The organism is Vibrio navarrensis, from assembly GCF_000764325.1.
Classification (GTDB): Bacteria; Pseudomonadota; Gammaproteobacteria; order Enterobacterales; family Vibrionaceae; genus Vibrio; species Vibrio navarrensis.
This window is the reverse complement of the sequence record NZ_JMCG01000001.1, coordinates 977017-999691: the sequence shown is the minus strand read 5'-3', so window position 1 is coordinate 999691 and position 22675 is coordinate 977017. Positions and strand designations below refer to the sequence as shown.

Genomic DNA, 22675 nt, shown 5'->3' with positions numbered 1-22675 from the left:
AAAAACAAAACCCAGCCGTAGCTGGGTTTTGTACTCACGCGACATTAGCGAGTTATTTTACGCTAGTTACGCGGCTGCTTTTCTCTCCAGTGGCCGATACCGAACGGATGAACACTTCGCCAGTGACCGCTGGACGAGCATCATCTGCGTACGTCAGCCAGTTTTTACCATCTAGCGAGTATTGAAGCGTGACACCAGGGAACTGAACGTTCATAGCTAGCTTACCCTCTTCGACTTTCGCACCCGGTACAGGTAGGCGGTAGTCGATGCCTGCTTTTTCCAGTTTCGCCAGTTCACGCTGGCCAAGCAGGTTAGCAAAGCGGTTGTAGTCTTGGTTTAGTGCCGCCTTGTCTACTAGGTTAGAGTTTTGCGAGTACTCAACACCCACTTTGTAGTCGTTTTCCCAATCCGCGCGGTGCCATGCGCGCTCAGCGGCAGCGAGTACGCGAGGGAATACCATGTACTCATATTGTTCATCGTTACGCACGGTCTCAGACCAAAGCTGTGCCGACAATCCATAGAACGGCTTACCTTGGACATCGCCTTTACCAGAGAAGCCGTTGCCATCACGATCGAGTGACGTTTCCGCGTTTTGCGGCATGTTCTCGGGCGCAAAGCCGAACATCTTACGCGTATCTGTGGCTCGGGTGGCCCAGTAGTAGCCGCGCTCTTTCGGGTCCGCTTCGTATGGCATATCCATGTAGACGTAATCTGGGTTAGAAACAATCACGTCGTAGCCTTTCTTCGCCCACTCATACACGGATGAGGTACCGCCCCAGTACAAGACATCCCAGAAGTTAACGCGGGTCGTCTCGGTGGCGAACGCCGCTGGCCCTTCACTGTATTTCAAGCCATCTTGCCACGCTTGGAAGTTTGCAATGCCCTTCTCGGCCACAATCTTCGAAACTTGTTCAGCAAAATGGCTTGGCAGGTGAGCGAAGTCAGTGACCGTACCATCGGTAATGAGCGTCTGACATTGTGGAGACTGTGCAAATGGCTTGTCTTGCTTAGACAGGTCAATCGTGCCTTTCCAACTTACTTTGTCTTGTGCGTTAACATCTTGGAAACCAGCACCCAGCTTGATGTTTTTCGCTTCATCACCCCCAAAGTGCCAAGTGGAGAGAGACATGCCCGCTTCTACGTGCATTGCTGCCACTTCTGAAATTACCTTGTCAACAAAGCGCGTTGACGATTCCATACATGGGTTGATAAAGCTCTGCTTATCGTAGAACTGAACGGTCGTCACGTTCGATGTATCTTGAGGATCCATCAGACGGTATTCGTTTGCTTGTGCTTCTTTCCCTTCTGCCATGAGACGGTCGTAACGCGCTTCCATCGATACCACTGCGGCACGAGCGTGGGCTGGCATGTCGATTTCTGGAATCACTTCGATGTTACGTGCTTTCGCGTACTTGAGGATTTCCACGTAGTCCGCTTTGCTGAAGTAGCCAGAACCAAAGTTGTCTGACGTTGGACCCGAGCCAAGCTGAGGCAGTAAACAGATTTTCTCTTCAACATCGAAACAGCGATTAGCCCCCACTTCTGTCAGCTCAGGCAGACCAGGGATTTCCAAACGCCAACCTTCATCATCGGTTAGGTGAAGATGAAGTTTGTTCATCTTGTACGCCGCCATTTGATCTAGCGTAGCAAGAATGGCGTCTTTAGAGTGGAAGTTACGAGCCACATCCACCATCACGCCACGGTAAGCAAAACGAGGCGCATCTTTGATCGACAGTTGTGGTAGAGAATTAGCATGTTGGCTATCTATCAGGCCAAAGATAGATTGCACCGCGTAGAAAGCGCCTGCTTGGTCAAACGCTTTAATCGCAATACCGTCGCCTTTGATGCTCATCTCGTAAGCACCCGATTTTGCTAATTCACCAGTGAAGTCCGCTGGAACAAGCGTGATGCTAACCGGAACATCACCGCGAACATTCACACCGACCACTGCTGCGCGATCTTGAATTGCCGTAAATTGCGCCGCATCAAATACTTCTTTAGGCAGCGCAATGCCCGCCGCGATATCCACTGTGCCCTTGCCTGCTTTCACAAACAGTGGCGTCGGTAGCAAGGTGGTTGATACATCTTGTTTGGCTAGGTCTTGGTTCTTCTCGAAGCGAGACACAGCGCTCGCAAATAGGTTGTTGTCATCTGGCGTACGTTTTAGGTTGTTACCTTCAAGACCTGCCACAAAAGACGCCACATCTTCCGTGTTTAGCGAGGCAATCATCTTTGGCTGTGCGTTTGGCGCAGTAACGAAAGCACGTGGCATGAAGTCGGTTTCAAACAGCGTCCAGTATTCACCAATCAGCGGCAGTACAACCTCTTCACCCGCGGCAAAACCATCAAACTTCTCAGTCGGCTCTAGCTTGTGTAAATCACCCGTGACGCGAGAGATTTTGAACTGGTCATTCTCAACATCCAGAATCAGACGAATGCTGTGAAAGTAAATCGCCCAATCTTTCGAGTTGACTGCTTCGCCTTGATTCATTAGCGTCATATTCACTCGGTTACAAGAAGCCCATTCGGCCTCCATATCACCACAGGCCAGCCCCTCGTTCGCGCCATGATTTGTCATCACTTGGTATTGAATATCCAAATTATCCGCTAATGAATTGACGACACCTTGCTCATCACTTTGTAATGTAGAGCAGCCCGCTAAAGAAGCGATAACCGACGCAGCAATTAAAGTTTGTTTCAACATCTTACTTACCCTAAAAAATTGACCCACAGAGACAGCAAAACGCGGCCTCCTAACAATGCGCTCACCATAACGTGAGTTATTTCTAAGCGTAAAATTAATCGGCAAAATCGGTGATCCAGTTCAAAACAGGCTTCAACTAAGAAAATATAAAAACTTCAATATCAATAAGTTAAACTACACGTTAAATTCGTAACTTATTTTTTGACGTGTATTTACTCTGTCTCGATCACAAAAAATGGCCAATAAATAGCGGATCCAGCCTGAGTGTGTGCCATCATTTGCGTGTCTTAGAAGAAAGGCTTAAAAAAATTGAAGGTAAATTTGCCAACTGGATCGCAGTTTACGGCTCGTCAAAAGCCGTCAAAAAACTCAATATCAACGATTTTGCCGCAGGCAAAGGAAAAGAGATGAAGATGATAAATAAGCTGTGGGTGAACATGCTTGCCCTGACATTAAGCCTGCCCGCTTTCAGCGAACCTTTGGTGTGGCAAGTCTCCAACGGCGTGACCGAGTTTCGCATCACAGGTTCAATTCATGTCGGCAGCCAAGCACTCTACCCCTTACCCAAAGAGATTGAGCATTTTTTGCCAACGAGCAAAGGATTGATAATTGAAGCCGACCTTACAGAAAGCAGTGAGGTGCAATATCCGATACCGCGCTACACCAGCGAGCAAGTACTCGATAAAGAGCAGAAAGCAGCACTTGAGCAGATTGCCCGCATGCTCAATCTACCTCTGGATCAGGTGCGGCTCTCCCCTCCTTGGGTAAGCGCACTGACGATTCAAATCGCGCAAATCGCACAACTCGGCTATCACGCTGAACTTGGCGTCGACAACTATCTGATTGAACTGGCGAAACAACACCAATTACCCCTGATCCCGCTTGAAAGTGTCCAATTTCAAATTAATCTGTTGGCAAACATGCCACAAGATGGCAAAGAGCTTCTGATTAGCGCTCTTGAACAGTACGCCGAAGGCGAGCAACTGCTCTCTTGTCTCATCGAAAGTTGGTCTAAAGGCGATGGGCCAAACCTTGGCAAATTTGCCGATGTGTCAGAACTTTCCCCTCAATTGGAAAAAGTCATGATGACCGATCGCAATCACGCGTGGGCAGAGCAACTTGAGCAACGCGCTCAGCAGCAGCCGGGGAAATACACTGTGGTGGTCGGCACCTTACATTTGGTCGGCAAAGAGAACTTGCTTGAGCTGATGGAAGCAAAAGGTTTTCGTGTAGTACAACTCACCCAGAGTCAGCAAGCGAAGTGTGCATTTGACTAAAGCGCTTTGATGAAGGCTACAAAAGCGTAAAACGACGAAAGCCTGCTAAAAAGCAGGCTTTCTAAAAGTGGTCGGTGAAGAAGGATTCGACGCGGATGGGCTTCCATCGGACTGGCGTTCCAGCCCCCGTGCTATACAACCAAAACATTGCAAAAAGGCCCTGCATTTCTGCAGGGCCTTTTCTTAATATGGTCGGTGAAGAGGGATTCGAACCCCCGACCCTCTGGTCCCAAACCAGATGCGCTACCAAGCTGCGCTATTCACCGAGATGTTTAACAGGGACTTTGCCGTGCCAACGGAGGGCTATATTACGGATAATCGGCCTAGACGCAAGAGCAAAAACGAATTTTTTTACCGTTCAACTACTGATTGCTCAATCTGACAGCAGCGAATGATAAAATGTGAGCAAAAACACACCTGCTAGAACATATCGTTAACTTATGCAACACAATTGATCCAGATCAGTGTGCAGATCGCCACCAACTTTTAACTTAGCTCCTGTCTTCAACCCTTGGAGGAAACTATGGACTTTTGGCTTGATCTCCTATTTGGTAATGCAGTGGGGCTATCTTCAATGATAGTGATCTTTGGCGCTCTTGGTCTGATGCTGTTTTACGGCGGTTTCTTCATTTACAAGGTCATGAACGACAAATCTCCTCACTAGATATCGCCAAGCTCTATTATCGGTATAAAGCTTCGCACCGGAATGGGTTGTCTGCCTGTTCCGGTTTTTTATTTACAGTTTGATCGTTTTGCCTTTTCCGTTGGTATACTTCTGCAATCTTTCCGTTAGCTATTGAGATGCCGTTATGTCTCACGAAGATGATCTTGATCTGTTCCAACAGATGATGGGCGACGTAAAACCCATTTTCCACGACACCACCGAACATAAGAGAGTTCATCGCGCTTCAGAAGCCCAACTCGCCAGAAGAGAAGCCGCGATTTGGCTTGCGCAAGATAATCCAGAACATTTAAGTATTGACCATGCTGAGATGCTAAAACCCGACGACATCCTTGAGTACAAACAAGATGGCGTACAAGATGGGGTTTACCGCAAGTTACGTTTAGGCAAATATCCTTTGCAAGCCCGCCTTGATCTACACAAAAAGTCTATCAAGGAAGCTCGTGATGAACTGGTATCTTTCCTGAAGCAATGCATGCAGATGGACATTCGCACTGTGGTCATCGCTCACGGCCGTGGCGAGCTTTCCAATCCACCAGCAAAAATGAAGAGCTTTGTCTGCGCTTGGTTAAAGCAGATCAAAGAGGTCCAATGCTTTCATAGTGCGCAGCGTTTTCATGGTGGAACAGGCGCGGTTTATGTGCTGCTACAAAAAAGTGCGGAGAAAAAGCTGGAGAATCGCGAACGCCACATGAAACGACTCGGCAGTTGAAAGTGGAATTGTGCTTTGTATCAACGCCAAACCTGCTACACTGTCGCCCCCCTGCTACTAGCAGATCATACTGGATTTCCGTTGGGAAACGTTGAGAGAGTTATATGTCCGAAGAGAACGCAAAACGCTTAAACAAGTTCATCAGTGAAACGGGTTATTGCTCGCGCCGCGAGGCCGATAAGCTGATTGAACAAGGCCGTGTCACGATTAATGGCCAGCAGCCAGAAATGGGCACCAAAGTCCTGCCTGGTGACGATGTTTGTGTTGATGGCACCCCACTGCAAGCCAAAGAACGCCCAGTGTATATTGCACTGAACAAGCCAACAGGAATTACCTGTACCACCGAACGAGACATTCCGGGTAACATTGTCGATTTCATCGGTCATAAGAAACGCATTTTCCCAATTGGTCGCTTAGATAAACCGTCTGACGGATTGATCTTCCTCACCAACGACGGCGATATCGTCAACAAAATCCTCCGTGCTGGCAATAACCACGAGAAAGAGTACGTGGTGCGAGTCGATAAACCAGTCAGCGACGAGTTCATTAAAGCGATGTCCAGCGGCGTTAATATTCTCGATACCGTAACCCTGCCATGTAAGGTGACACGAGAAACCAAGTTTTCATTTCGTATTGTGCTGACTCAAGGGCTGAATCGGCAAATTCGCCGCATGTGTGAGGCGCTGGGCTATGAGGTGTTTAAACTGCGCCGTGTACGCATCATGAACATCACGTTGGATGGTATTCCCAACGGTAAATGGCGTTACTTAACCGACCAAGAGGTCGCTGAGATCTTGGCAATGTGCGAAGATTCCGTGGGGACCGAAGAAGTTTCTCGCCTCGCCAAAGGCAAGCGCATCCGTAAAGCAACCGACGCTAAGCTGTTTGACAGTCGCGAAGAAAATCAAGCCTCAACGGCAAGACGCAATCAAAAAGCGAAAACCTTCCGCGGGCACAATGCCGATGAGTTTCGACATGCGCCAAACTCAAAAAAAGGTCAGCAGAAACGCGGCCAACAAGAAGGCAAAGCGGCTCACGCTCAAGAGCGCGACAAGAAACCGAGCTCAACAGCCAACAAAACCCGCTATGATAATCCGAACGCAGCGAAACCAGCCAAACGCTCTAACGGCACCTTGAGTTTGAAAAAATAACTGAATCAAATCATCTCGATAGATCGAAAAGGACGCAAACGCGTCCTTTTTCATTGAGAGTCACAGACAAAGCTCGGCAAACTGCCCGCGAGTTAGCGCCAGTAAATCCTGTGGTGCCAGCTCAATTTCTAGGCCACGTTTACCGGCGCTGACACAAATAGTGTTTTGTGACTCAGCACTAGAGTGCAAAAAAGTCGGCAACGCTTTCTTTTGTCCAAGTGGGCTAATCCCACCAACCACATAACCAGTGATTTTCTGTGCAATGTCAGGATCGGCCATGTCGGCCTTTTTGGCATTGGCCGCTTTGGCGGCAAGCTTGAGGTTGAGTTTCTGATCAACAGGAATAATCGCGACGGCGAGATTTTTCGCTTCTCCATTCAGGCAAAACAGCAAAGTTTTAAATACTTTCTTAGGATCTTGGCCAAGCACTTGCGCGGCTTCTAATCCATAGCTGGTCGCACGCGGGTCGTGTTGATATTCGTGAATGGTGTGCGCAATTTTCTTCTTTTTCGCCAGATTGATCGCCGGTGTCATGGTTTTCTCCACTACAAACAAAAAGCGCTGCTCCCGATGTGGGAAACAGCGCTTTTAGTAAAAAAGATCAGTGAGTTTGAGTCAAACTCTTTCTGAGAGAGAATTACTTGTAAACAATCTCACCAGCAGGAGCAAACTTGTTGATATCGATTGGGCTGTTCTTCTCCATGAAGTCTTTCAGTACTTCCGCATCCACAAAGCCAGTATTGACGTAACCTGGGTGATCGCTCACTTTTGGATAGCCGTCACCACCTGCCGCGTTGTAGCTTGGGATAGTGAAACGGTAAGTTTGGTCAAGACGCAGCTGCTCACCACGGATGAATACGTCAGCGACTTTGTCTTTATATACTGTCATTGAAATGCCAGCAAACTGAGCATAAGCGCCTGAATCAACGGGTTTTGTTGCAACAACGTTCAGGTAATCAAGCACTTCTTTCCCGCTCATGTCAACGTAAGTCACGATGTTGCCAAATGGCTGTACGGTGAGCACGTCTTTGTAAGTCACTTGGCCTGCATCAATCGAATCACGCACGCCGCCCGAGTTCATTACGGCGAAATCGGCTTTCGCGCGATCCATGTGCGCAGCAGCAATCAGACGGCCTAGGTTAGTTTGCTTGAAACGTACTACGTTACGGTCACCTTCCAACTTACCGTTGGTTTCGGCAATTTTCACGTTCAGCTGTGCTTGACCTTGCTCTTGGTAAGGACGCAGGAACTCAAGCATCGCGTCGTCTTCTTTGATTTCGGATTCAATGAAGACACGCTGGCTCTTGCCGTTCACATCCACTTTCTTCTTCAGGTTCACTGGAATCAGATCGTAGCTCACCATTCTCAGCTCACCATTGAGGAACTCATAGTCAGCACGGCCAACGTATTTGCCCCACTCGTGCGCTTGAACAATGTAAGTGCCGTTTTGTTGATCAGGCTTACACTCATCGGATGGTTTGTAGTTTTTTGTCACCACATTCGGCGCTTCCATACACACTGGCTCTTGCGAGTGGCCGCCCACGATCATATCCAAATCGCCTTCATTGAGGTAACGCGCAAGAGCAACATCGCCTGGGGCGTTAATGCCGCGTTTGCCATCTTCGTAGTGACCCATGTGCGTCACGGCAAAGATCAGATCCGGTTTTTCCGTCTCTTTTAGTTCCGCAATCAGCTTTTTCGCTTCTTCTTTCGGATCACGGAAATCGATGCCGCCAATAAACTCAGGGTTACCCAGTTTTGCAGTATCTTCCGTCGTCAGACCGATAACCGCAATTTTGATGCCTTGTTTGTTGAACATTTGGTAAGCCTGAAACATGCGCTCACCCGTTTTCTTGTCGTAGATGTTGGCAGAAAGCATGGGGAAATTTGCCCACTCTTTCTGTTTCATCAGTACGTCGATTGGGTTGTCAAACTCGTGGTTACCCAGCGCCATCGCGTCGTAACCAATTTTGCTCATGCCTTTAAAATCTGGCTCTGCATCTTGGAGATCCGATTCTGGTACACCTGTGTTAATGTCACCGCCTGACAGCAGCAGCACACTGCCGCCTTCCGCCTGAATTTCAGCACGTAGCTCATCAATCAGAGTTTTACGGGCAGCCATGCCATACTCACCGTATTTGTTTTGCCAAAAACGACCGTGATGGTCATTGGTGTGCAAAACCGTCAGTTTGTAGCTCTTGTCCGTTTGCCACTCGTGAGTTGGCTGAGTAGCACAACCCGCCAGAGTAGCCAGAATTGCTGCGCTTAGCGCGGTTTTTAAAATCAGGCGTTGTTTCATTGTCATACCTTTTGAACGAATAGGATTCCACTGCCAATATCTATCGATTGAAAAAGCACACTCACCGCAAGTTAAGCGTATTCAACCAATAAAATTTGATACAGTTTAAAGTAACTGGATCAACCATTCAGAGCGTTTTCAAATTTATGTTGCATTGATCACCATAAAATCCATTCCTCGGTGCAATAACCTCGAGTAGTTACACTTTGAAAACGAATAGGATCACAGGCAAACGTTTCACTTTTTTACCGCTATTTCACAGCTAATAGGTAATTTATCAGCCAAGCGATAAGAAAAAGGCCAGTCGATGACTGGCCTAGCACGATTATTTGATGTCTATCTGCGGGAAACTTTTCACCAAATCATCCAACGCTTTCATTTGTGCGAGGAAAGGCTCAAGCTTATCCAGTGGCAATGCCGATGGGCCGTCACAACGTGCTTTGTCTGGATTTGGATGCGCTTCGATAAATAGACCTGCGATGCCAGTTGCCAAGCCCGCTTTGGCCAGTTCGACGGTCTGTTCACGACGACCACCAGAAGCGGCACCCGATGGATCGCGCATTTGCAGTGAGTGCGTCACATCAAAAATGATTGGGCTGCCTTTTGAAGCGTTTTTCATCACACCAAAGCCGAGCATATCCACCACAAGATTGTCGTAGCCATGGCACGAGCCGCGTTCACAAAGAATGATTTTGTCGTTACCACACTCGGCAAACTTCTCAACGATGTTACCCACTTGACCCGGGCTCATAAATTGCGGCTTCTTGACGTTGATCACTGCGCCCGTTTTGGCCATCGCTTCAACCAGGTCGGTTTGACGAGCAAGAAACGCGGGCAACTGGATAACGTCCACCACGTCGGCGACTGGCTGAGCTTGTGCTTCGGTGTGAACGTCAGTAATGATCTTCACGCCAAACGTCTCTTTGAGCTCTTGGAAGATTTTCATCCCCTCTTCGAGGCCGGGGCCACGGTAAGAGTGAACTGAACTGCGGTTTGCCTTATCAAATGAGGCTTTGAACACGTAAGGAATACCCAGCTTGTCTGTCACTTTCACGTAGTGTTCACAGATCTGCATGGCAAGATCACGGGATTCGAGCACGTTCATACCAGCAAACAGGGTAAACGGCTTGTCGTTCGCAACTTGAATGTCGCCAACTTGAACGATTTTTTGTTCCATTTATTTATCTCATATTCATTAATGTAGAGTGACCTGTTTGCCACTCATGACGTTAACTTGTTTTTTTAGCAGTTCGGCCGCCGGATCATCTGGGCACTGGTCGATAAAATATTGAAAATCCGACAGAGCAACCTGATGACAATCCAGTTGCTGGTAGATAAACCCACGGTCACGGATTTCATAAGGATCATCCGGCACAAACGTCAAAGCTAAGTTGGTGCAACGCAAAGCCAAAGTGTAACGCTCTTCGCGCAGCAATGCGCTTTTCAGTAACGCTAACCAGCGGCCAATCACCGTCGGGTTATCAGAAACCGCGAGATGCTCCGGCTTCAGCTTCGCCAAGGGTCCATCATGACCGATCAGCCATGCGTGTAGAATATGCTCGCCCACATACTCACCGTTAAACGGGTTGAGATAGCTGTTGCTACCGTCGCACCAATCAGCGCGCAGTAAAAATTGCGTAGGGAAAGTGACACCTTGCAGGGCAAATCCGAGGCGACGCCCTAAGTAGAGCAAGATAGCCCCTAAGCTGACCGGGATGCCTTTACGACGCAGCAGCACTTTGTCAATAAAGCTGTTATCTGAGTCAAAATAGGCATCACGATCACCGTGAAAGCCCCATTCAGTGTAGAACAGGCGCAGAAACGCCGCAAAACGGGCTTTTTCATCGTGCTCACAAACCAACGCCATTTCAGCTTCTTCAAACAAGCGCTGCAACTCGGCACGCGCCCAAAGTTCGTCTGTTTCAGGGTTAACCGCCTTGTTCAATTCCAAAGCGCCTTCCACCAACTCCATGTTGTCAAAGTCTTCGTCAAAGAATTCCAGCATCGGTAATTACCCAAAGAACAGCGGCGTTTTTGCTACCGCCAATTTACCTGCCATCGCCAGCCAACCTAGCGCGCCAAAAAATGAAAACGTGCGCAGCAGTTTGTTTTTACCGAGTTTCAGCGCAAACAGACCAAGTGCGATGTACGCTAGCACACAAGTGATCTTCTCCGTCAGCCACATATTTGCGGGAGTAAACGGAATAAAGCCGGTTACCACAATCAAGCCAATACCGGAGAGCAACAATAGGGAATCGTTGATGTGGGGGAATCGCTTGAGAAACGGATGCTGTAACTTCGGCGAGTCCATCATCATCAATGCATAACGGACAGAAAGCAGCAATGCACTGATGGCGATAGTGAGGAGATGAAAGTGTTTAAGAGCTTCGTACATAAAAATTCTCTTTTGTTTTTATTCGTCTGGCAGCCCTAAAAAGCAGCCCAGTGTGACGCGATCGTTGCCAGCGTAATCCTTTTCAGTCACAACCTTATGGTATCCAAGAGACGACAATATCTGTTGCACCGCCGTCGCCTGATCGTAACCGTGTTCAAACATCAGCCAACCGTGTGGCAACAGATAGTGTCGAGCACATTGTGCGATGTGACGAATGTCGGCTAAACCCGCCTCGTCCGCCACCAACGCAGATTTCGGCTCAAAGCGCACATCCCCTTGAGAGAGATGTGGATCGTTAGCGTCAATATACGGTGGATTGGAGACAATAAGAGCAAACTTTGTGCCACTCTCCAAAGGATCAAACCAACTTCCCTGCAAAAATGAGACATTGCGAATGTTTAAAGCCTCGGCATTGCTTTGTGCGAGGGTTTTGGCTTCCGCTTGCAGATCAATGCCTACCACTTGGCGATGGGGGAGCTCAGAAGCTAAGGCCAAGGCAATCGCGCCAGTACCTGTGCCGAGATCGAGGATTTTGCCTGTCTGTTGAGCGGTTTTTTCCAATGCCAACTCAACCAATCGCTCCGTATCGGGCCTTGGGATCAAGGTGGCACTAGACACTTTTAGCGGCAAGGACCAAAACTCGCGCTCACCGACAATATAGGCAATCGGCTCGCCGGCTAAACGGCGTTCTACCAGTTGAGAAAATTGCTGCTGCTGCACCGTAGTGAGCGCCTTCTCAGGCCAAGTCAGCAAATAACTGCGCGGCTTTTGCAATACATGACAAAGTAGCACCGATGCATCTAGCGACGGCGATTCTTTGCCAGCGGCTGAAAACTGCGATGCCGCCTGTTTTAAAGCGGCATCAAGGGTTAACACATCAGGCATCGGTTTATTGGTTCTCAGCCAGTGCAGCAAGTTGGTCGGCTTGATGTTCTTGAATTACAGGATCAATCAAGGATTGCAGATCGCCTTCCATCACTTCTGACAGGCGGTAAACCGTCAGGTTGATGCGATGATCAGACACACGGCCTTGCGGGTAGTTATAAGTACGAATGCGGTCACTACGATCGCCAGAGCCAAGCAGGTTACGACGCGTGTCGGAGATTTCCGCAGCACGTTTGGCTTCTTCAGCCTGAACAATACGCGCCGCCAGAACCGCCATCGCTTTGGCTTTGTTCTTATGCTGTGAACGCTCGTCCTGACATTCCACCACAATTCCAGTCGGTAAGTGAGTAATACGGATCGCCGAATCGGTGGTGTTGACGTGCTGACCACCCGCGCCCGACGAGCGGAAGGTGTCAATTTTCAGATCCGCAGTACGGATTTCAGGAATTTCCGCTTCTGGAATTTCCGCCATCACCGCAACGGTGCACGCCGAGGTGTGAACTCGACCTTGAGATTCAGTCGCCGGTACACGCTGCACACGGTGACCGCCAGACTCGAATTTCAAAATACCGTAAGCGCCATCGCCGTTTACTTTCGCAATCATCTCTTTGTAGCCACCATGTTCGGCTTCGTTGGATGACATCACTTCGATGCGCCAGCCACGTTTTTCTGCAAACTTGCTGTACATACGGAACAGATCGCCAGCGAAAATGCCTGCTTCGTCGCCGCCCGCACCTGCGCGAATTTCAAGGAAACAGTTGCGGTCATCGTTGGGATCTTTGGGCAGCAGCAAGATTTGCAGCTCATCAGCCAAACGTTCAATCGCCGCTTTCGCCGCTTTGATTTCGTCTTGAGCCATTTCACGCATTTCAGCGTCGTCTTCTTTGGCCATCTCTTCTGCTGCGCTCAAATCTTCCTGCGCTTGCTGATAAGCCTGAAAGCACTTAGTTACCTCTTCCAACTGAGAATACTCTTTGGACAGGGCACGGAATTTATCCTGGTCGCCAATGACACCAGGATCACCAAGAAGGTGCTGAACTTCTTCATAACGTTCAACCAGCATTTCCAGCTTGGTCAAAATTGAGGCTTTCATCATTTATTTATCTTACTGATCGATAGGATTACTTCAGATCATCCAAGCCAAGACTTTGGCGGATAACCGTTAATTTTGCGGGTTCGCCCTGCTCTGCTGCCAATTGTAGCGCACGAGTGGGGGCGTGAATGAGTTTATTTGTCAGTCGATTACTCAGCTCTCTGAGTACTTTCTCGGCATCGGCTCCACCAGCAAGAGCCTGTAAGCTTTTGCTAAGCAGCTCTTCACGAATCGCCTCGGCCGACTGCCGGTATTCGCGGATACTATCGACCGCTTGCAGCGAGCGCAGCCAACTCATAAAAGCGGCGCTCTCTTCCGAGACAATCGCTTCGGCTTGAATCGCTTCGACTTTGCGCTGCTCAATATTGCTGTCGATGATGGATTGCAAATCGTCCACCGTATACAGATAGGCATCGCTTAAGTCACCCACTTGGGCTTCAACATCTCGCGGCACTGCAATATCCACCAATAACATCGGCTGGTAGCGACGCTGTTTCAGTGCCGTTTCCACCATACCCTTGCCGATGATCGGCAGTGGACTTGCCGTGGAGCTGATTACGATATCCGCTTTGGGCAAATAATCGGGGATTTCTGGCAAACCAATCACCTCTGCGCCAAACTGCTCAGCGAGATTCATGGCTCTTTCTCGGGTTCTGTTGGCCACAATCATTTTAGTGCAGCCGTTGGCTTGTAAATGTTTAGCCACCAGTTCAATTGTCTCGCCCGCACCGACCAGCAATACCGTCGAATCGGCCAAGGATTCAAAAATGTGTTTTGCCAAGGTGCACGCCGCATATGCCACCGACACCGCATTACCGCCGATATCCGTTTCTGTGCGCACTCGCTTTGCCACGGAAAAGGTTTTCTGAAACAGCTTTTCCAGTGAGGCATCAACCGCCAATTGTTCACGAGAGTCAGAATAAGCCTGCTTCACTTGGCCAAGAATTTGTGGCTCACCAAGCACCAGAGAATCAAGGCCACAAGAGACACGCATCAGGTGTTTGATCGCCGCTTGCTCTTCATACACATACAGGCTGGGTTTGAGCTCTTCCAAACTGACATGGTGGAACTGACTGATCCATTCAACGACCTTATTCCTTGCGCCGGAGCGAACATCACAGTACACCTCGGTCCGATTGCAGGTGGATAGGATCACACTGCCATTGACCGCTTCGTGTTGACTGAGTTGCTGGAGCGCATTGGCCAGTTTGTCTGGGCCAAACGCCACTTTTTCACGTAAGTCAACCGACGCTGTATTGTGATTTATGCCGATAACAAGCAAGGACATCGATAGTGCTTTCTCTGGACAGGACGGGAAATAGGTGGCGAATTTTACTTGATGACCGCGTTTATTAAAAGGGCAAGAGGGATTTGTTTTCCCAGCTTCGTGAGTTCAGTGCTATAGTTGTGCGCTCAATGACTTAAATCGAACAGCAAGCCGACATGATGCGTTACCGAACTTACTTCTGGTTGATTCTTCTTCCATTTCTTCTCACCGGTTGTATAACCCTATCAGAACAACACACCAGCGTAGAGTGGCAAAGTCATCAAGCAAAATTAGCGCAGATCCGAGCTTTCCAAGTAACTGGCAAGCTCGGTTATATTGCGCCGGACCAGCGACAAAATCTCAGTTTCTTGTGGAAACACAGCGACACCCACAGCAATTTACGCTTCACCACCTTTCTCGGACAAACAGCACTCAACCTCACCATCACGCCAGACGGCGCAAGAGTCGAAACCTATGACGATCAGATTTTAAGTGCCGAGAATGCCACCGCGTTAGTCTATCAACTCACAGGCTTAGTGCTCCCAATTGAGCAGCTTCCTGATTGGATGCTCGGCATGCCAGACGGCGCAGATGCGTATACACTCACCGAACAAAATACCCTGCAAACGATCGATAAAACCATCGCATCCCAACCATGGCACATCGCCTACAGTCAGTATCGTGACACGCCGTTTGGCGCAAACGTCATTCCACTGCCTGCCAAACTGAGCCTTACTCAGAATAAGATCAAACTGAATATTGTTGTGACTAAGTGGACTCTACAACCATGATCAATCGTACGACTTGTTGGCCCTCACCTGCCAAACTCAATCTGTTTCTTTACATCAACGGCCGCACAGCCAATGGTTACCACGAACTGCAAACGCTGTTTCAGTTTCTCGACCATGGCGATGAGTTGAAAATCACCGCCAATGAAACGGGCAAAGTCACCATCAGCCCGGACATCGAAGGGCTCGCTCTGGAAGAGAACTTGATATGGAAAGCGGCCAGCGCGCTGCAACAATATGCTCACTGCTCGCTGGGCGCGCACATCGAACTGAATAAAATTTTGCCGATGGGCGGTGGTATTGGCGGTGGTTCTTCCAACGCGGCCACCGCTTTGGTTGCGCTCAATTATCTCTGGCAACTTCATCTTTCTGACGATGAGCTTGCTAATATTGGGCTTAAGTTGGGGGCTGACGTGCCAGTTTTTGTGCGTGGATTCGCCGCATTTGCCGAAGGTGTGGGCGAAAAACTTTCGCCAGCCCAGCCCGAAGAGAAATGGTATCTGGTCGTCAGACCTAACGTGCATATTGCGACCGTGGATATTTTCACCCATCCTCAATTGACGAGAAATACACCGAAACGAGCACTGGCAACGCTTCTTGACAGTGACTACGGAAACGATTGCGAAAAAATTGTCCGAATGCTTTACCCAGAGGTTGATAAGCAACTTTCTTGGCTGCTACAATACGCGCCGTCAAGATTGACCGGCACGGGATCTTGCGTTTTTGCTGAATTTAACAGCAGGCCAGAAGCGGAATCTATCCTTGCCCAACTCTCTGACAATGTCTCGGCATTTGTCGCTCAAGGGCGCAATATTTCGCCATTAAAAGAGACGCTGGCTGAATATCTTTCAGCCTCACACCAATCTATTTAAAAACTGGACGCAACCCTGAGGTTTCCACCGTGCCTGATATGAAGCTATTTGCTGGTAACGCAACACCTGAACTAGCCCAACGTATTGCTGATCGTCTCTACATCTCTCTTGGTGACGCTACTGTTTCTCGCTTTTCTGATGGCGAAGTCGCTGTACAGATCAACGAAAATGTTCGTGGTAGTGATGTATTCATCATTCAATCTACTTGTGCGCCTACCAATGACAACCTGATGGAACTGGTCGTGATGATTGATGCAATGCGCCGCGCTTCAGCGGGCCGTATTACAGCAGTTATTCCTTATTTCGGCTACGCACGCCAAGACCGTCGCGTACGTTCTGCTCGTGTACCTATTACTGCAAAAGTGGTTGCAGATTTCCTGTCTAACGTTGGTGTTGACCGCGTTCTGACCATCGACCTGCACGCTGAACAAATTCAAGGCTTCTTCGATGTACCAGTAGACAACATCTTCGGTACACCTGTGCTACTTGAAGACATGAAAGCACGCGGACTTGAAGATCCTGTTGTGGTTTCCCCGGATCTGGGTGGTGTTGTGCGTGCTCGTGCAACGGCAAAAGCGCTCGGTGATATTGATATCGCTATCGTTGACAAGCGTCGTCCACGTGCCAACGTTTCTGAAGTGATGAACCTGATTGGTGATGTTGAAGGCCGCGATTGCGTGATCGTCGATGACATGATCGACACCGGTGGCACACTATGTAAAGCCGCAGAAGCGCTCAAAGAGCGTGGTGCAAAACGCGTTTTCGCTTACGCAACTCACGCAGTGTTCTCTGGCAATGCAGCGAAAAACATCAAAAATTCTGTGCTAGACCAAGTGATCGTCACTGACTCAATCACTCTTAGCAAAGAGATGGCTGCAACCGGTAAAGTCACCCAACTGACTCTATCAGGTATGCTGGCAGAAGCGATTCGTCGTATCAGCAACGAAGAGTCTATCTCTGCAATGTTCAACCAGTAATTCTGGCTGCGCCCTATACAAAAAAACACCCCGCTCAGGGGTGTTTTTATTTGCAGCGACTCAACCTCGCCCACAGCAACTTTTCTGTGCTATCATACCGCGCTTTTGCAGATTCCAGAGAGATCCGAGCCTTGAGTCAACAGATCAAACTACTTGTCGGTCTTGCTAATCCAGGACCAGACTACGCCAAAACCCGCCATAATGCCGGGGCTTGGGTAGTAGAAGAGCTGGCACGCGTTCACAATGTGGTGCTGAAGAATGAAGCAAAATTCTTTGGCTTGACCGGACGCATCACGATAAACGGCCAAGATTTGCGGTTGCTGATCCCAACCACCTTTATGAATCTATCTGGCAAATCGATAGCGGCCGTTGCCAACTTCTATCAAGTCAGTGCGGAAGAGATCATGGTGGCGCACGATGAACTCGACCTACCGCCGGGTATTGCCAAGTTCAAAAAGGGCGGCGGTCACGGAGGGCACAATGGCCTGCGCGACACCATCAGCAAGCTGGCTAACAACAAAGAATTTTACCGTCTGCGGATCGGCATCGGCCATCCCGGACACAAAGATAAAGTGGCAGGTTTTGTGCTGGGCAAGGCCCCAGCCAATGAGCAACAGCTCCTTGACGCGGCAGTGGATGAATCCGTTCGCTGCCTAGACATCCTCCTCAAAGAGGGTTTGTCTAAAGCACAAAATCGCCTCCACACGTTCAAAGCTGAATAAGGTTACAATCATGGGTTTTAAATGTGGCATCGTTGGTTTGCCAAACGTTGGTAAATCAACTCTGTTTAACGCACTCACCAAAGCTGGCATTGAAGCCGCTAACTTTCCGTTCTGTACTATCGAGCCAAACACTGGCGTAGTACCGGTTCCGGACCTGCGCTTAGACGCATTGGCAGCCATTGTGAACCCACAGCGTGTTCTGCCGACCACGATGGAATTCGTTGATATTGCAGGTCTGGTTGCGGGCGCTTCACGCGGCGAAGGCCTTGGGAACAAGTTCCTTGCCAACATCCGTGAAACAGACGCGATTGGTCACGTAGTACGTTGTTTTGAAAACGAAAATATCGTTCACGTTGCAGGTAAAGTCTCTCCTATCGAAGATATTGAAGTGATCAACCTTGAACTGGCAATGGCAGACCTTGATTCCTGTGAACGTGCCATTCAGCGCCAAGCGAAAAAAGCCAAAGGCGGCGATAAAGACGCCAAGTTCGAACTGACTGTGCTTGAAAAGCTGCTGCCCGTTCTGACTGAAGGTGGCTCTGCACGTACGGTTGAACTGTCAAAAGAAGAGCAAGCGGCAGTGGGCTACCTTAACTTCCTAACGCTCAAACCAACCATGTACATTGCCAACGTCAATGAAGATGGCTTTGAAAACAATCCATACCTAGATGCAGTACGTGAGTTTGCCGCTAAAGAGAACAACGTAGTAGTTCCAGTTTGTGCAGCGATCGAATCCGAAATGGCGGAGCTGGAAGACGACGAGCGCGCCGAGTTTTTGGCTGATATGGGTATCGAAGAACCGGGATTGAACCGCGTTATCCGTGCAGGTTACGAACTGCTCAACCTACACACCTACTTCACCGCTGGTGTGAAAGAAGTGCGCGCGTGGACCATCCCTGTCGGTGCGACCGCACCAAAAGCCGCTGGCAAAATCCACACTGACTTTGAAAAAGGCTTTATTCGCGCAGAAGTGATCGGTTACGACGATTTTATCGAATTCAAAGGTGAAAACGGCGCGAAAGATGCGGGTAAATGGCGTTTGGAAGGCAAAGAGTACATCGTCAAAGATGGTGATGTTGTTCACTTCCGTTTCAACGTGTAAAACGTAGCACAAAACGCATTCTTAGAACGCATTTCAGAGCCGACAAAAATGTCGGCTTTTTTCATTTAAACCCAGTAAGATCAAGTTAAGTCATTCAAAGCTAGCCACTTTGCTAGCATTTTTCGATCACAAACACGCCTCTTTGTTTAAAAAGAAAGCGAACGATTGATTTGCCCGGATTTATTGCAAAAAACTATTGACGGTTGTCACTCAACTCCGCATAATGCGCCCCGTTCCCGACGCAACAGCAATGAAACAAAAGGGATAAAACATGGTAATGGCTACGTAGCTCAGTTGGTTAGAGCACATCACTCATAATGATGGGGTCACAGGTTCGAATCCCGTCGTAGCCACCATTCCTAAGTGTTTTTGCATAAAGCATTCAGGAATTGCGCGGAAGTGGCGAAATTGGTAGACGCACCAGATTTAGGTTCTGGCGCCGCAAGGTGTGAGAGTTCGAGTCTCTCCTTCCGCACCATAGTTTTGATAGCACTGGCTGTCTCTGCAGGTCTATCGCCAAGCGGTAAGGCAACGGGTTTTGATCCCGTCATTCCCTGGTTCGAATCCAGGTAGACCTGCCACTATTTACAAGTGAAAACCACCGACAAGGGGTTGTCACTGAGCAAGAGAATCGTTATATTGTCTCGCTCGCAAGATGGCTACGTAGCTCAGTTGGTTAGAGCACATCACTCATAATGATGGGGTCACAGGTTCGAATCCCGTCGTAGCCACCATTTTTATAACTGTCTGATTTCGCGGTGGTGGCGGAATTGGTAGACGCGCTAGCTTCAGGTGCTAGTGCCCGTTAGGACGTGAGGGTTCAAGTCCCTCCCTCCGCACCAAGTCAGATAAGTTAATATGCGGAAGTGGCGAAATTGGTAGACGCACCAGATTTAGGTTCTGGCGCCGCAAGGTGTGAGAGTTCGAGTCTCTCCTTCCGCACCATGATTTGATAGTTAAGCTATCACTGCAGGTCTATCGCCAAGCGGTAAGGCAACGGGTTTTGATCCCGTCATTCCCTGGTTCGAATCCAGGTAGACCTGCCACTATTTATACTGTTGAGATACATTCTTGATAGTAGAACAATTTATGCGGAAGTGGCGAAATTGGTAGACGCACCAGATTTAGGTTCTGGCGCCGCAAGGTGTGAGAGTTCGAGTCTCTCCTTCCGCACCATAAATTGTTTCAGTTTCAGAGTGGCTACGTAGCTCAGTTGGTTAGAGCACATCACTCATAATGATGGGGTCACAGGTTCGAATCCCGTCGTAGCCACCATTTTTATAACTGTCTGATTTCGCGGTGGTGGCGGAATTGGTAGACGCGCTAGCTTCAGGTGCTAGTGTCCGTTAGGACGTGAGGGTTCAAGTCCCTCCCTCCGCACCAAGTCAGATAAGTTAATATGCGGAAGTGGCGAAATTGGTAGACGCACCAGATTTAGGTTCTGGCGCCGCAAGGTGTGAGAGTTCGAGTCTCTCCTTCCGCACCATGATTTGATAGTCACACTATCACTGCAGGTCTATCGCCAAGCGGTAAGGCAACGGGTTTTGATCCCGTCATTCCCTGGTTCGAATCCAGGTAGACCTGCCACTATATCGCTGTTGAGATTCAATTCTTGATAGCAAGACAATTTGTGCGGAAGTGGCGAAATTGGTAGACGCACCAGATTTAGGTTCTGGCGCCGCAAGGTGTGAGAGTTCGAGTCTCTCCTTCCGCACCATAGTTTTGATAGCACTGGCTGTCTCTGCAGGTCTATCGCCAAGCGGTAAGGCAACGGGTTTTGATCCCGTCATTCCCTGGTTCGAATCCAGGTAGACCTGCCACTATATCGCTGTTGAGATTCAGTTCTTAATAGCAAGACAATTTGTGCGGAAGTGGCGAAATTGGTAGACGCACCAGATTTAGGTTCTGGCGCCGCAAGGTGTGAGAGTTCGAGTCTCTCCTTCCGCACCATGATTTGATAGTCACACTATCACTGCAGGTCTATCGCCAAGCGGTAAGGCAACGGGTTTTGATCCCGTCATTCCCTGGTTCGAATCCAGGTAGACCTGCCACTATATCGCTGTTGAGATTCAGTTCTTAATAGCAAAACAATTTGTGCGGAAGTGGCGAAATTGGTAGACGCACCAGATTTAGGTTCTGGCGCCGCAAGGTGTGAGAGTTCGAGTCTCTCCTTCCGCACCATAAACATTAAACCCAGCTTTGGCTGGGTTTTGTTTTATCTAAGCCTCTCAAATCTCTTTCGATTCCTCGTAAAAAAGCGAGCCCAAACAAGCTCGCTTCCTGAATAAAAAATAATGTGTTCTTTATAGCCCTAATGCGTATTTCAGCACTTGCTGCTTGATTGGCCCAGAATGTTCAGCCAGCTTCAACGCGGCATTACGGGCAAATTTTAATGGCGTAAGATCGTTGCTAAACCCTTTATAGAACAGATCCATTCCTGTTTGCATCAGCAGATTATCGGCACGACGCGCGGATTGATATTGCTTTTGCGCTTGCAAGGTCAATGGTTTGCCATCACAGACCTTAAGCAGTTGTTCGACATCTTTAAAACCTAAATTAACCCCTTGGCCGGCAAGCGGATTAATAGTGTGAGCCGCATCGCCAACAAGCAGGCAGTTGTGCTTGGCATAGCTTTGTGCGTGTCGACGAGTCAGCGGGAACGTCCCCCAACGTAATACGTTGATCTCGCCCAACTCGCCAGGAAAATGAGCGAGAACTTCTTGCTTAAGCTGCTCCGACGAGAGAGAAGAGAGCTTGCGAATACGCTGCGGTGAGTCATACCACACCAGAGAAGCTTGGTTCCCACACAACGGTAAGAAAGAGCGAGGACCACTTGGGGTAAATTGCTGCCACGTGATGTCTTGCTGCGGCAGCGCAGTCTCTACGCTTATCAACATACAATGTTGGCGATAATCCCAAGCCGTCACACCAATGCCCGCTAAATCTCGTACTTTGGAGTGAGCCCCATCGGCACCAATGACCCAATCCGCCTCAACCTGTAGGCCACTTTCCAGTGTTAACAGGTTAGTTTGCATAAACTGGATGCTTTGAAGACGTTCTGGGCACAGCAGCGTCAAATTGTCATAATGAGCAAACTCTTGCCATAAACCCAATTGAATCAAACGGTTTTCAACAATGAAACCCAACTGTTCTAGCTGCAGCGCATCACTGTGAAAACGTGTGCGACACTCTGGGTGCTCCCATGTTTCAAGGCGCTTGTAAGGACAAACACGCATCGCCTTAATGTGCTGCCAAGCGCCGAGAGTCTCGAGCAGTCGCACCGAATTATGCGAGATGGCAGAAACACGGATATCCATAGCCTGTTGCGGGAAAAACGCTTCAGGCACGGCGCTGTCTATCACCAGTACACTGCGGCCTTGCTTGGCAAAACCAATCGCAACCGCGGCACCTACCATGCCTCCACCGATAACAGCGATGTCATATTTGTTCATTTGCTTCTCTTGATCATCTTGATTCACAGACGGTTTTTCATTGTACGTTTTGCCGCGGCATATACGAAATACTTTGTCAAAAATGACCAAATGGAATTGATCGCCATCGCCTTTTTGTCAGTAAAAAACCTCACCATTTAAGAGGTGAAACCCTAGATTCCATCAGGGTTTGCAGAGAATTAGCCAGATGACTAGTCAGTCGGTTTTTAAAGCAGTACAATACGCCGCTTACCGCCGCGAGGGCGGCTATAATTTGAACATCCATAGTTCAACGTTTTTTCAGTATTAATACGAGCG

The 22675-nt window shown here is 48.9% G+C and carries 19 protein-coding genes and 18 tRNA genes; 26 read left to right on the top strand and 11 right to left on the bottom strand.

Annotated features, from left to right (window positions below; all coding sequences use genetic code 11):
- Window positions 1–52: 52 nt before the first annotated feature.
- Entirely contained in the window at window positions 53–2704 is a 2652-nt protein-coding gene (locus EA26_RS04520; protein WP_039424587.1) for a beta-N-acetylhexosaminidase, read from the bottom strand.
- Between the two features lie 278 nt (window positions 2705–2982).
- Between EA26_RS04520 and EA26_RS04515 the strand changes: the two genes are divergently transcribed.
- On the top strand, window positions 2983–3981 hold the full coding sequence (locus EA26_RS04515) for a TraB/GumN family protein (RefSeq protein WP_226978279.1): 999 nt from the start codon (window positions 2983–2985) through the stop codon (window positions 3979–3981).
- Window positions 3982–4170: 189 nt separating this feature from the next.
- Here the strand turns inward: EA26_RS04515 and EA26_RS04510 are convergent.
- Window positions 4171–4247, bottom strand: a tRNA-Pro gene (locus EA26_RS04510).
- 257 nt (window positions 4248–4504) lie between these two features.
- Between EA26_RS04510 and EA26_RS20245 the strand changes: the two genes are divergently transcribed.
- The 3 genes from EA26_RS20245 to rluF all read left to right on the top strand — a co-directional run bounded on the left by EA26_RS20245 (window position 4505) and on the right by rluF (window position 6526).
- The gene (locus EA26_RS20245; protein ID WP_039424584.1) at window positions 4505–4645 is read left to right on the top strand and encodes a DUF3149 domain-containing protein; all 141 of its coding nucleotides are present in this window, start codon (window positions 4505–4507) and stop codon (window positions 4643–4645) included.
- A 145-nt stretch (window positions 4646–4790) separates the two neighbouring features.
- On the top strand, window positions 4791–5375 hold the full coding sequence (smrA, locus tag EA26_RS04500) for a DNA endonuclease SmrA (protein WP_039424581.1): 585 nt from the start codon (window positions 4791–4793) through the stop codon (window positions 5373–5375).
- A 104-nt stretch (window positions 5376–5479) separates the two neighbouring features.
- The gene (rluF, locus tag EA26_RS04495; protein WP_039424577.1) at window positions 5480–6526 is read left to right on the top strand and encodes a 23S rRNA pseudouridine(2604) synthase RluF; all 1047 of its coding nucleotides are present in this window, start codon (window positions 5480–5482) and stop codon (window positions 6524–6526) included.
- Window positions 6527–6586: 60 nt separating this feature from the next.
- On the opposite strand, the gene ybaK is transcribed toward rluF, so the two are convergent.
- From ybaK to hemA, 8 genes are all read right to left on the bottom strand, one after another.
- A complete protein-coding gene (gene ybaK / locus EA26_RS04490) occupies window positions 6587–7060 on the bottom strand; it encodes a Cys-tRNA(Pro) deacylase (protein ID WP_039424574.1) in 474 nt (157 codons plus the stop codon).
- A 103-nt stretch (window positions 7061–7163) separates the two neighbouring features.
- Entirely contained in the window at window positions 7164–8825 is a 1662-nt protein-coding gene (gene ushA / locus EA26_RS04485; protein ID WP_039424572.1) for a bifunctional UDP-sugar hydrolase/5'-nucleotidase UshA, read from the bottom strand.
- Window positions 8826–9150: 325 nt separating this feature from the next.
- Entirely contained in the window at window positions 9151–10002 is an 852-nt protein-coding gene (kdsA, locus tag EA26_RS04480) for a 3-deoxy-8-phosphooctulonate synthase (RefSeq protein WP_039424571.1), read from the bottom strand.
- 18 nt (window positions 10003–10020) lie between these two features.
- On the bottom strand, window positions 10021–10830 hold the full coding sequence (locus tag EA26_RS04475) for a SirB1 family protein (RefSeq protein WP_039424569.1): 810 nt from the start codon (window positions 10828–10830) through the stop codon (window positions 10021–10023).
- Window positions 10831–10836: 6 nt separating this feature from the next.
- Window positions 10837–11220, bottom strand: a complete 384-nt coding sequence (locus EA26_RS04470; RefSeq protein ID WP_039424566.1) for a SirB2 family protein — start codon at window positions 11218–11220, stop codon at window positions 10837–10839.
- A gap of 18 nt (window positions 11221–11238) precedes the next feature.
- Window positions 11239–12105 carry a peptide chain release factor N(5)-glutamine methyltransferase gene (gene prmC, locus EA26_RS04465; RefSeq protein WP_039424563.1) on the bottom strand — a complete coding sequence of 289 codons (867 nt, stop codon included), beginning with the start codon at window positions 12103–12105 and terminating at the stop codon, window positions 11239–11241.
- A gap of 4 nt (window positions 12106–12109) precedes the next feature.
- The gene (gene prfA / locus EA26_RS04460) at window positions 12110–13198 is read right to left on the bottom strand and encodes a peptide chain release factor 1 (RefSeq protein ID WP_039428763.1); all 1089 of its coding nucleotides are present in this window, start codon (window positions 13196–13198) and stop codon (window positions 12110–12112) included.
- Window positions 13199–13226: 28 nt separating this feature from the next.
- Window positions 13227–14486 (bottom strand): glutamyl-tRNA reductase, encoded by a 1260-nt coding sequence (gene hemA, locus EA26_RS04455; protein WP_039424560.1) that lies wholly within the window; start codon window positions 14484–14486, stop codon window positions 13227–13229.
- A 155-nt stretch (window positions 14487–14641) separates the two neighbouring features.
- On the opposite strand from hemA, the gene lolB reads away from it, so the two are divergent.
- The 22 genes from lolB to EA26_RS04345 all read left to right on the top strand — a co-directional run bounded on the left by lolB (window position 14642) and on the right by EA26_RS04345 (window position 21107).
- Window positions 14642–15256: a lipoprotein insertase outer membrane protein LolB gene (gene lolB / locus EA26_RS04450; protein WP_404976590.1), complete on the top strand. Its 615-nt coding sequence runs from the start codon at window positions 14642–14644 to the stop codon at window positions 15254–15256.
- Window positions 15253–16125 carry a 4-(cytidine 5'-diphospho)-2-C-methyl-D-erythritol kinase gene (ispE, locus tag EA26_RS04445; RefSeq protein ID WP_039424557.1) on the top strand — a complete coding sequence of 291 codons (873 nt, stop codon included), beginning with the start codon at window positions 15253–15255 and terminating at the stop codon, window positions 16123–16125. The genes lolB and ispE overlap by 4 nt, the downstream gene beginning before the upstream one ends.
- A 29-nt stretch (window positions 16126–16154) precedes the next feature.
- Entirely contained in the window at window positions 16155–17102 is a 948-nt protein-coding gene (locus tag EA26_RS04440; RefSeq protein WP_039424556.1) for a ribose-phosphate pyrophosphokinase, read from the top strand.
- Window positions 17103–17233: 131 nt separating this feature from the next.
- Window positions 17234–17824, top strand: a complete 591-nt coding sequence (gene pth, locus EA26_RS04435) for an aminoacyl-tRNA hydrolase (protein ID WP_039424555.1) — start codon at window positions 17234–17236, stop codon at window positions 17822–17824.
- 10 nt (window positions 17825–17834) lie between these two features.
- On the top strand, window positions 17835–18926 hold the full coding sequence (gene ychF / locus EA26_RS04430; protein WP_039424554.1) for a redox-regulated ATPase YchF: 1092 nt from the start codon (window positions 17835–17837) through the stop codon (window positions 18924–18926).
- A 279-nt stretch (window positions 18927–19205) separates the two neighbouring features.
- Window positions 19206–19282 (top strand) — tRNA-Met (locus EA26_RS04425).
- Window positions 19283–19319: 37 nt separating this feature from the next.
- Window positions 19320–19404 (top strand) — tRNA-Leu (locus EA26_RS04420).
- A gap of 28 nt (window positions 19405–19432) precedes the next feature.
- Window positions 19433–19507: transfer RNA gene (locus tag EA26_RS04415), tRNA-Gln, on the top strand.
- Between the two features lie 76 nt (window positions 19508–19583).
- Window positions 19584–19660, top strand: a tRNA-Met gene (locus EA26_RS04410).
- Window positions 19661–19681: 21 nt separating this feature from the next.
- A tRNA-Leu gene (locus EA26_RS04405) sits at window positions 19682–19768 on the top strand.
- Between the two features lie 18 nt (window positions 19769–19786).
- Window positions 19787–19871, top strand: a tRNA-Leu gene (locus EA26_RS04400).
- 26 nt (window positions 19872–19897) lie between these two features.
- Window positions 19898–19972 (top strand) — tRNA-Gln (locus tag EA26_RS04395).
- Between the two features lie 45 nt (window positions 19973–20017).
- Window positions 20018–20102, top strand: a tRNA-Leu gene (locus tag EA26_RS04390).
- Window positions 20103–20124: 22 nt separating this feature from the next.
- A tRNA-Met gene (locus tag EA26_RS04385) sits at window positions 20125–20201 on the top strand.
- Window positions 20202–20222: 21 nt separating this feature from the next.
- Window positions 20223–20309, top strand: a tRNA-Leu gene (locus tag EA26_RS04380).
- A gap of 18 nt (window positions 20310–20327) precedes the next feature.
- Window positions 20328–20412, top strand: a tRNA-Leu gene (locus tag EA26_RS04375).
- A gap of 26 nt (window positions 20413–20438) precedes the next feature.
- Window positions 20439–20513, top strand: a tRNA-Gln gene (locus tag EA26_RS04370).
- Window positions 20514–20558: 45 nt separating this feature from the next.
- Window positions 20559–20643, top strand: a tRNA-Leu gene (locus EA26_RS04365).
- Window positions 20644–20671: 28 nt separating this feature from the next.
- Window positions 20672–20746, top strand: a tRNA-Gln gene (locus EA26_RS04360).
- Between the two features lie 45 nt (window positions 20747–20791).
- Window positions 20792–20876: transfer RNA gene (locus EA26_RS04355), tRNA-Leu, on the top strand.
- A 26-nt stretch (window positions 20877–20902) separates the two neighbouring features.
- Window positions 20903–20977 (top strand) — tRNA-Gln (locus EA26_RS04350).
- Window positions 20978–21022: 45 nt separating this feature from the next.
- Window positions 21023–21107, top strand: a tRNA-Leu gene (locus EA26_RS04345).
- A gap of 122 nt (window positions 21108–21229) precedes the next feature.
- Here EA26_RS04345 and EA26_RS04340 read toward each other — a convergent pair.
- Entirely contained in the window at window positions 21230–22378 is a 1149-nt protein-coding gene (locus EA26_RS04340; protein ID WP_039428758.1) for a 2-octaprenyl-3-methyl-6-methoxy-1,4-benzoquinol hydroxylase, read from the bottom strand.
- Between the last annotated feature and the right edge of the window lie 297 nt (window positions 22379–22675).